Origin of the sequence: Duganella callida (assembly GCF_004614165.1) — a bacterium.
GTDB classification, from domain to species: Bacteria; Pseudomonadota; Gammaproteobacteria; order Burkholderiales; family Burkholderiaceae_D; genus Rugamonas; species Rugamonas callida.
On sequence record NZ_SPVG01000254.1, the window covers coordinates 1 to 7663 of the forward strand.

Consider the following 7663-nt stretch of genomic DNA (forward strand, 5'->3'; position numbering starts at 1 on the left):
GCATCTCGGCGGCCGGCGGGCCGGCCTGCGCCAGCAGCGGCGCATGCGACGGCGCCTTCGCGGCGGCGGCCGTGCTGCTATGCCGCACCGGGGTGCCGGACGCACAGCCGATCAGCGGCACGGATAAAAAACTCGCGGCGGTCAGCCCCAATCCTTGCTGTAAAAAATCTCTGCGCGATGCCATAACCTATCCTCAAAAGCAACATAGTTACTATAGCTTATGCTGAGGGAAAGCAAAACCACGACATCTTACGTTTGAGAAATGATACAGTTGCTCTCGCGATTCAAAAATTTCGTATCGGAAATTTATTTAATGGTCGAGTTATATAGATGGATAATGGCTGGCATTCCAACAATAAAGTATCCATATATGATGCGTCGCAGTATAGTTCACTCATCGAATATGTTTTCCCGTCGAACTAACTACTGGAGCCCATCATGATTATCCGTTCTATCGCCGCCGTGTCCCTGATCGCCCTGTCTACCCTGTCCAACCCGGCCAGCGCCGCTCCGACCGGCCGCCTGAGCAACGCCAACTGCGACGTGCCATCGTACCGCAACTCGTGGCAGGAAGATGAACTGCAAGGCAACGTGAAGCTGGCCGTGCTGGTGGATGCCAAAGGCAATGTGCAGGACACCAAAGTCATCTCGTCGAGCGGCGTTGCCGCCCTGGACAAGGCCTCGCTGCGCGCCGGCGCCAGCTGCAAGTTCCAGCCGGCCAGCAACGGTTCGGAGCCAGTCTGGGCCCAGGTGCAATACAACTGGGTGCTGAACTAAATCGCTAGGCCGCCCGCTGCGCCGGTTGCCGCAACAGCGCGTGCGGCGCGTCGAGCAGATAGCCTTGCACCAGTAATGCGCCGCCGGCGGCCGCGTGCAGTTCGCGCAGCGCCGCCAGCTGCGGCGGCGTCTCCAGCCGCCGGAACACCACCGCCACCCCGGCCGCGGCGCAACGCTGCAACAGCGCCGACACGCCGTCCTCCTCGCGCAGATCGCGCACATCGAGCTTGAACACATCGGGCCGCAGCCGGTCCAGCACCGCCAGCGCGGCGCGCGGGCTGTTGACGTTGACCGCGAAACGGAAACCGTTGCGACGGTAATTGTCCGACACATAATTCAGCAGCCAACCCTGCTGCGGCGTCGCCGCCGGCAGCTGCAGCACCACGCGCGCCAGCGGCAGTTCCAGCGCGTCGAGGATGCGGCGGAACGCGTGGCCGTGGTTGCTGCTGACCGCGCTCAGCAGCCGGTCATGCACATTCAGGTACAGGTCGGCCGCCGCGGCCTCGGCCTGGCGGAAGAAATTAATCGCATGCAGCATGCGGCACAGCCGGTCCAGTTCGATGGATTCGTCATCGCTGGCCGCGTGATCGAGCAGCTTCCACAGCGACAAGCCCTGGTCCTGCGCCGACACGCTGCGCGCCAGACCCTCATACGCCACCACGCGGTTGCCGTCCAGTTGCCGGATCGGCTGGAAGGCGCTGGTCATGGTGCAATTGAAAAATCGTCCCTGCGCCTTGCCCTCTTGATCGAGCCAGATGCTGGAAGCAACGCCGTCGGACAGACGTGCCAGATACTTTTGCAGGATGGGGAATGACATGGAATTCCTCTGGGAAGCTGACAATGGCGCTAGCGTATGCGGCCAGGGGGGAAAGCAGAACGAATGCTTTCGGCTATGGATATGCCAAAACATTCGTTCCGCCTGCACGGTGCGGCCGTTATCGTGGGGCCATCGTCAAACTTCGCCGTCACCAGCATGTGCCAATTACTCGCGATGAGCAGCAACAAACCCGCCGCCGTGGATTTTTCGTTTGCCGGTTTTGCCGAACGCGGCGGCCGCACCGGCGAACACCGGGACGGCTGGGGCATCGCCCTGCACACCGCCACCGGGTGCCGCCTGGTCACCGACTACCTGCCGTCGATCGCGTCGCCACTGGCAGTGCAGTTCCGGCGCGAGGCGATCAAGGCGCGCAGCGTGGTGGCGCACATCCGCAAGGCCACCCAGGGCCGCGCCTCGCTGGAGAACAGCCACCCGTTCACGCGCGAACTGTGGGGCCAGACCTGGTCGTTCGCGCATAACGGCGACCTGCAGCTGTTCGACCCGAATCCCAGCCTGTACGCGCCGTGGGGCGACACCGACAGCGAGCGCGCCTTCTGCCACCTGCTGTCCGGGCTGGCGCTGCGCTTCGAACAGGCGCCACCGCGCCACGTGCTGTATGCGACGCTGGCAACCCTGGCCGGCGAAATCGCCGCGCATGGCAGCTTCAATTTCATCCTGTCGAACGGCGACCTGCTGTTCGCCCATTGCAGCACCGAGCTGCACGTGGTGGTGCGCGAATATCCGTTCTCGGTGGCGCACCTGGTCGATTGCGAACTCAGCATCGATTTCAGCCGCCATAACCACCTGGACGACCGCATTGCCGTGATCGCCACCCAGCCGTTGACCTCCAACGAACGGTGGACGCGCTTTATCCCTGGCGAACTGAAGCTCTTTGCCGGCGGCGAGGAAGTGGGAGCGGCGCCGGAACGCCGCGACAAGCTGCTGATTGCCTACTAAGCGGTATTGCAGTTGCAGAAGCGCTTGCGTTTCGGCGCATTTGGACAGGTGGCGTCTTCATCGAGCTGCTTCCAGAACAGCACCGTCTCGACGCCGTAGGGCGAGCGCACCATGCCGGCGTCGTTGTAACCGCGTTTGGCGAAAAATGTCTTACCGCTGGCCGTGCTGTGCAGCTGCAACGCCTTCACGCCCCAGGTACAGGCCTGCTCTTCCATGCGCCGCAGCAGCGCCTTGCCGTAACCTTTCCCTTGCGCTTCAGGCAACAGGTAACACAGCGCGAGCTTGCCGGCGCCGGTCAGCAAGGCGACGCCAACGACGACGCCGTCATGGACCGCGACCAGCGAAAAATTAGTGGGCGAGCTGAACCAGTTGGCCACCATTTGCGGGGTTTTATTCCCCAGCCAGGCGTCAAGGATGGCCGGATCGTTTTTGTGATCCAGCACGCAGCATTCCTTGATAGAACGCCGCAGCACCGTGCACGCCGCTTCCGCATCCGTCGAAGCAGCAATACGAATTTCAAGACTCATGTACGCTCACAAACAATTTGATAGCACGACCACAGTGCTGGTAACGACTATACACCAAGCCGGGTAAAGCCGTCGGATGCCAGACTAGAGGGTCGTAGCGCCTTTGCCCACGAATGCTTTCAAAAATCGATATACAGTAACTCCGGGGTCAGGTCTTCCATTGCGTCACGAACCCAGCCGTAAGCGTGCTTACGGCTGGGTTCGTGACGCAATGGAAGACCTGACCCCGGATTAAGCATATAACCAAAAATTCGTATCTTTTCGCGGCGAAATTTTACACCATGGTAGTCCTTATTACGAAAGCTCATTATGACCACTAAAAATATGACTCGACGCGTTGTGATCGCTTCCTTCCTGACCGCTTCCGCCACCCTGCTGGGGCTGCCGCTGCAGGCGCAGGCGGCGGAAACCGTGCTGCTGAACGCCTCTTATGACGTGGCGCGCGAGCTGTTCAAGGACATCAACCCGGCGTTCGTGGCCGAGTGGAAAAAGACTACCGGCGAAACCATCAACGTCAACCAGTCCCACGGCGGCTCGTCCAAGCAAGCGCGCTCGGTGGCCGACGGCATGGAGGCGGCCGTGGTCACCATGAATCAGGCCAACGATATCGACATGCTGGCCGATCGCGGCCTGGTGGTGCAGGACTGGGCCAAAAAATTCCCCAACAATGCCGCGCCCTTCTATTCCACCATGGTCTATCTGGTGCGCAAGGGAAATCCAAAACAGATCAAGGACTGGGCCGATCTGGCCAAGCCGGGCGTGAAAGTCATCATTCCGAACCCGAAAACCGCCGGCAATGGCCGCTATACCTATCTGGCGGCCTGGGGCTCGGTGCTGAAAAAGGGCGGCAGCGAGGCGCAGGCGCGCGAGCTGGTCGGCAAGATCTTCAAGAATGTGCCGGTGCTGGACGCCGGCGGCCGCGGCGCCACCACCACCTTTACCCAGCGTGAAATCGGCGACGTGCTGGTCACCTTCGAAAACGAGGTGAATCTGGTGCGCGCCGAGTTCGGCGACAAGTTCGACGTGGTCTACCCATCGATCTCCATCCTGGCCGAGTCGCCGGTCGCGGTGGTCGACAAGGTGGTGGACCGCCGTAACCTGCGCAAGCAGGCCACCGGCTACCTGAACTTCCTGTACAGCGAACAGGCACAGGACATCATCGCCAAGCATTATTTCCGTCCGCGCTCGGAGACCGCGTTCAAGAAATACAACGCCAACTTCAAGCAAATCACCCTGTTCACGGTGGACGATGTGTTCGGCGGCTGGAAGGCGGCGCAGAAAAAACACTTCGACGATGGCGGCGAATTCGACAAGATTTACCAGAGCAAATAACAATATACGCAGAGATTCGTTCTCAAATGGCCATGCAGGCCTTAATCTGGATGCGCATCATCAACCAGACAAAGGAAGACGCAATGGCCATTTCTGAAATAAATGTACGCAACCAGTTCCGTGGCAAGGTCAAGGAAATCATCTTTGGCCCGGTGGTGTCGGAAGTCGATGTCGAAACCCAGCATGGCATCGTCACTTCGGTGATCACCTCGCGCTCGATCCAGGATCTGGATCTGAAGGTCGGCAGCGAGGTCATTGCGCTGGTCAAGTCCACCGAGGTATCGATCGCCAAGATTGGCGGCTGAAATCGCGCCGCGGCAACCTGCGAAACGCCCTGAGTCCTCCCGGTTCAGGGCGTTTTTACTTAATGCAGGCTTGGCAGGTAAAAAAATAATGGAATCCGTCACTTAGACACAATAGACGAGAACGTACTTTAATGTTATCGTCTATCCCTAAGAGAATATTGCCGTATAGCTAGACTATTTGCGCGCGCCGCGTCGCCCAGACGCGTCCGATGGACTCCTCTATCCTGTTACTTACCGTATGCTCAAGAAAATTGTTGCTGTATTGCTGACCTCGTTTACTGCGGCCGCGTTTGCCGCTGTACCGCTGGGCTCGCAGTCGGTGCTGGTGGTCGAAGACGGCACCGGCAAGGTGCTGCTCGAAAAAAATGCCGATGTCCAGGTGCCGATCGCCTCGCTGACCAAGCTGATGACGGCGATGGTGGTACTGGACGCCAAGCAAAACATGGATGAAAAGATTGAAATCGATCGCGCCGACGTCGATACGCTGAAACACAGCGCATCGCGGGTGCCGGTCGGCGCCGAAATTTCGCGCGGCGACGTGCTGCAGCTGGCGCTGATGTCGTCAGACAACCGCGCCGCCGCCTCGCTCGGCCGTACCTATCCGGGCGGCCTGCCGGCGTTCCGCATGGCGGTGCGCGCGAAGATCCAGGCACTGGGGCTGACCCACACCGTGATCGAGGAACCGACCGGCCTGTCGCCGCATAACATGTCGACCGCGACCGATCTGGTCAAGATCGCCACCGCCGCCTCGGCCTATCCGGATATCCGCCGCATCACCACCGACACCAAGGATGTGATCAACATCAAGGGCCGCAAGGTCGAGTATCACAACACCAATCGGCTGGTCGGCGCCAAGGGCTGGGATGTCGGTTTGTCGAAAACCGGCTACACCGAGGAGGCCGGCCGCTGCCTGATCATGCGCTTCAAATCGGCAGGTAAAAATGCTACGTTGGTCTTGCTGAACGCTAAGGCTAATTCCGCCCGGTTAATGGACGCGGTGAATATCCGCCGCTTTGTCGCCGGTCCCGATGGGGAACCAAAAGTCATGAAAGCCTCGGTAACCCGCCACAAGAAGGCAGTCAAAGCCAGCAAACGCACGCGCCGCGCGATGTAAGCGCAATGCCCCGCCAGGTCAGCCCAGCCGGTCCATGGAGACCGGCTTTTTTTCGCCCTCGCCCTAGGCGCATGCCAGAGATTGGTTACAATAAGCTGACTTTTGGCGCGGTTGACGGCTAGTTGTCCAGCAACTCGCGCAGGCCGCTGGCGCGCTGCGTGCGTTGGCCTATGGCGTCCAGCAACACCTGGCCGTTTGGCGTCAGTAACGTAAAGTAGTCGCGAGCGCGGGTGATGCCGGTGTAAATCAGCTCCCTCGCCAGCATGCCGCCGCCCTCTTTCGGCAGCACCATAGCGGTGTGCAGAAACTCCGACCCCTGCGATTTGTGCACGGTCATGGCGAACGCGGTCTCGACATTCCGCAGTCTGGTGGCTAGTACGCTGCGCACATTGCCGCCTTCGGAAAAATACACCCGCAAGGCGCCGGGGCGCGCCGGATCCGGCAGCGTCAGGCCGATGTCGCCGTTGAACACGCCGGTGGCATAGTCGTTGCGCGTGACCATGACCGGCCGGCCGATGTACCATTCCCCGTTGCGCTTGAGCAAGCCGGCTTGTTGCAATTTTTGCTCGATCACGTCGTTCAGGCCGGTCACGCCCCACTCGCCCTCGCGCACCGCGCACAAAATCCGAAAGCCTTCAAACGCTTCAAGCACAGCTTTCACCCAGGCAAGTTGTACGATCTCATCGCCTTCAGGTATGCCGGATTTGATCATCTGCAAGTATCTCCGGTAGCCGCCCGCGGCGTCCGCGCGGCCGTTGAGCGCCAGTTGCCACAGGTCGGCCGGCTTTGCCAGATCAGTCCAGGCCACTTTGCCGTCCTGGCCGTCGCGCAAAACCGCGACCGCGGCGCCGGCGTCGCCCGCATTGACGGCCAGCGCCAGCGCACCGATCGGACCACCGAAACGGCGGCTCTCGCGCAACATCACGGTTTGTTGCGCGATGGGACCGCCATTGCCGGCATAGCTGGACGGAATCTGCTGGCCAGTGCTGGCCTCGACATAGCCCAGGGTCTCCGGCAAATACTCGCCCCGCTCGGCGTTATGGCAGAGGTCGCCCAGGACGGCGCCCGCCTCCACCGACGCCAGCTGATCCTTATCGCCCAGCAGGATCAGGGTCGCCTGGTCGGGCAATGCAGCCAGCAGCGCGGACATCATCTCCAGGTGAATCATTGATGCCTCGTCAACAATCAGCACGTCGACGTCGAGCTGATTGCCGGCGTGGTGCTGGAAGGCGCGGGTGTCGGGACGCGCGCCAAGCAGGCTGTGCAGGGTGCGCGCGGCGCCCATGCGGGCGGCCAGTTCCTTGAGCGGCAGCGTCTCGCCGACCTTGCCGGCCAGTTCGTCCAACGCGGAGTCGATCGATTGCTTGAGGCGGGCGGCGGCCTTGCCGGTCGGCGCCGCCAGCGCGACACGCAGGCCGCCGCGACGCTCGCCGGCCGTGGCGAACAGCAGCGCCAGCAGCCGCGCCACGGTGTAGGTTTTGCCGGTGCCGGGGCCGCCGGTGATGATCCCCAGCTTGCCGCGCACGGAGACCGCACAGGCGATTTTCTGCCAGTCCGGGCCGCCGCCGCGCGCGGCGTGCGGGAACAGGATGTCCAGCCAGTGGCGCACCTCGGCGGTTTCGGTGTCGGCATCGATGGCGGTGACGCCGCCCAGCGCACGGCCGCGCACGGCCTGGGCGACGTGGGTTTCGTCCTGCCAGTAACGGCGCAGGTAGAGGCGTTCGCCGTCCAGGACCAGCGGCTGGTTGCGATCGGCGGCGCCGACCGGCCACACCTGGCCGCAGCCGGCCAGCAGCGCGCGCCAGGCTGCAGTGCCGGCCGGCCAGCCATCGCC

At 61.7% G+C, this 7663-nt stretch carries 8 protein-coding genes and 1 pseudogene; 5 read left to right on the forward strand and 4 right to left on the reverse strand.

The window, feature by feature from the left end; all coding sequences use genetic code 11:
* Positions 1–184 (reverse strand): annotated as a pseudogene (locus E4L98_RS26590) (hypothetical protein); the annotation flags it as partial.
* Between the two features lie 254 nt (positions 185–438).
* On the opposite strand from E4L98_RS26590, the gene E4L98_RS26595 reads away from it, so the two are divergent.
* A complete protein-coding gene (locus E4L98_RS26595) occupies positions 439–777 on the forward strand; it encodes an energy transducer TonB (protein WP_135204551.1) in 339 nt (112 codons plus the stop codon).
* A gap of 4 nt (positions 778–781) precedes the next feature.
* Here the strand turns inward: E4L98_RS26595 and E4L98_RS26600 are convergent, their stop codons facing one another.
* Positions 782–1594 carry an EAL domain-containing protein gene (locus E4L98_RS26600; RefSeq protein ID WP_135204552.1) on the reverse strand — a complete coding sequence of 271 codons (813 nt, stop codon included), beginning with the start codon at positions 1592–1594 and terminating at the stop codon, positions 782–784.
* 81 nt (positions 1595–1675) lie between these two features.
* On the opposite strand from E4L98_RS26600, the gene E4L98_RS26605 reads away from it, so the two are divergent.
* Entirely contained in the window at positions 1676–2551 is an 876-nt protein-coding gene (locus E4L98_RS26605; RefSeq protein ID WP_229257594.1) for a class II glutamine amidotransferase, read from the forward strand.
* Here the strand turns inward: E4L98_RS26605 and E4L98_RS26610 are convergent.
* Positions 2548–3078, reverse strand: a complete 531-nt coding sequence (locus E4L98_RS26610) for a GNAT family N-acetyltransferase (protein WP_135204553.1) — start codon at positions 3076–3078, stop codon at positions 2548–2550. The two genes, E4L98_RS26605 and E4L98_RS26610, sit on opposite strands and share 4 nt — an antisense overlap.
* Before the next feature lie 324 nt (positions 3079–3402).
* Here E4L98_RS26610 and E4L98_RS26615 point away from each other — a divergent pair, with 324 nt between their 5' ends.
* The 3 genes from E4L98_RS26615 to E4L98_RS26625 all read left to right on the forward strand — a co-directional run bounded on the left by E4L98_RS26615 (position 3403) and on the right by E4L98_RS26625 (position 5829).
* Complete coding sequence (locus E4L98_RS26615) at positions 3403–4410, forward strand: sulfate ABC transporter substrate-binding protein (protein ID WP_167761459.1); 1008 nt, start codon at positions 3403–3405, stop codon at positions 4408–4410.
* Positions 4411–4493: 83 nt separating this feature from the next.
* The gene (locus E4L98_RS26620; protein WP_135204555.1) at positions 4494–4715 is read left to right on the forward strand and encodes a TOBE domain-containing protein; all 222 of its coding nucleotides are present in this window, start codon (positions 4494–4496) and stop codon (positions 4713–4715) included.
* Positions 4716–4953: 238 nt separating this feature from the next.
* Positions 4954–5829 (forward strand): serine hydrolase, encoded by an 876-nt coding sequence (locus tag E4L98_RS26625; RefSeq protein ID WP_135204556.1) that lies wholly within the window; start codon positions 4954–4956, stop codon positions 5827–5829.
* Positions 5830–5947: 118 nt separating this feature from the next.
* Here E4L98_RS26625 and recD read toward each other — a convergent pair.
* Positions 5948–7663: exodeoxyribonuclease V subunit alpha (gene recD / locus E4L98_RS26630; protein ID WP_135204557.1), on the reverse strand; the 1716-nt coding region annotated here is incomplete at its 5' end.

What these genes read in the sequence shown, in the direction of transcription:
- E4L98_RS26610 (WP_135204553.1), bottom strand. Translation starts at nt 3,078, where the DNA reads ATGAGTCTTGAAATTCGTATTGCTGCTTCGACGGATGCGGAAGCGGCG.
- E4L98_RS26620 (WP_135204555.1), top strand. Translation starts at nt 4,494, where the DNA reads ATGGCCATTTCTGAAATAAATGTACGCAACCAGTTCCGTGGCAAGGTC.
- E4L98_RS26605 (WP_229257594.1), top strand. Translation starts at nt 1,676, where the DNA reads ATGCCAAAACATTCGTTCCGCCTGCACGGTGCGGCCGTTATCGTGGGG.
- E4L98_RS26625 (WP_135204556.1), top strand. Translation starts at nt 4,954, where the DNA reads ATGCTCAAGAAAATTGTTGCTGTATTGCTGACCTCGTTTACTGCGGCC.
- E4L98_RS26600 (WP_135204552.1), bottom strand. Translation starts at nt 1,594, where the DNA reads ATGTCATTCCCCATCCTGCAAAAGTATCTGGCACGTCTGTCCGACGGC.
- E4L98_RS26615 (WP_167761459.1), top strand. Translation starts at nt 3,403, where the DNA reads ATGACTCGACGCGTTGTGATCGCTTCCTTCCTGACCGCTTCCGCCACC.
- E4L98_RS26595 (WP_135204551.1), top strand. Translation starts at nt 439, where the DNA reads ATGATTATCCGTTCTATCGCCGCCGTGTCCCTGATCGCCCTGTCTACC.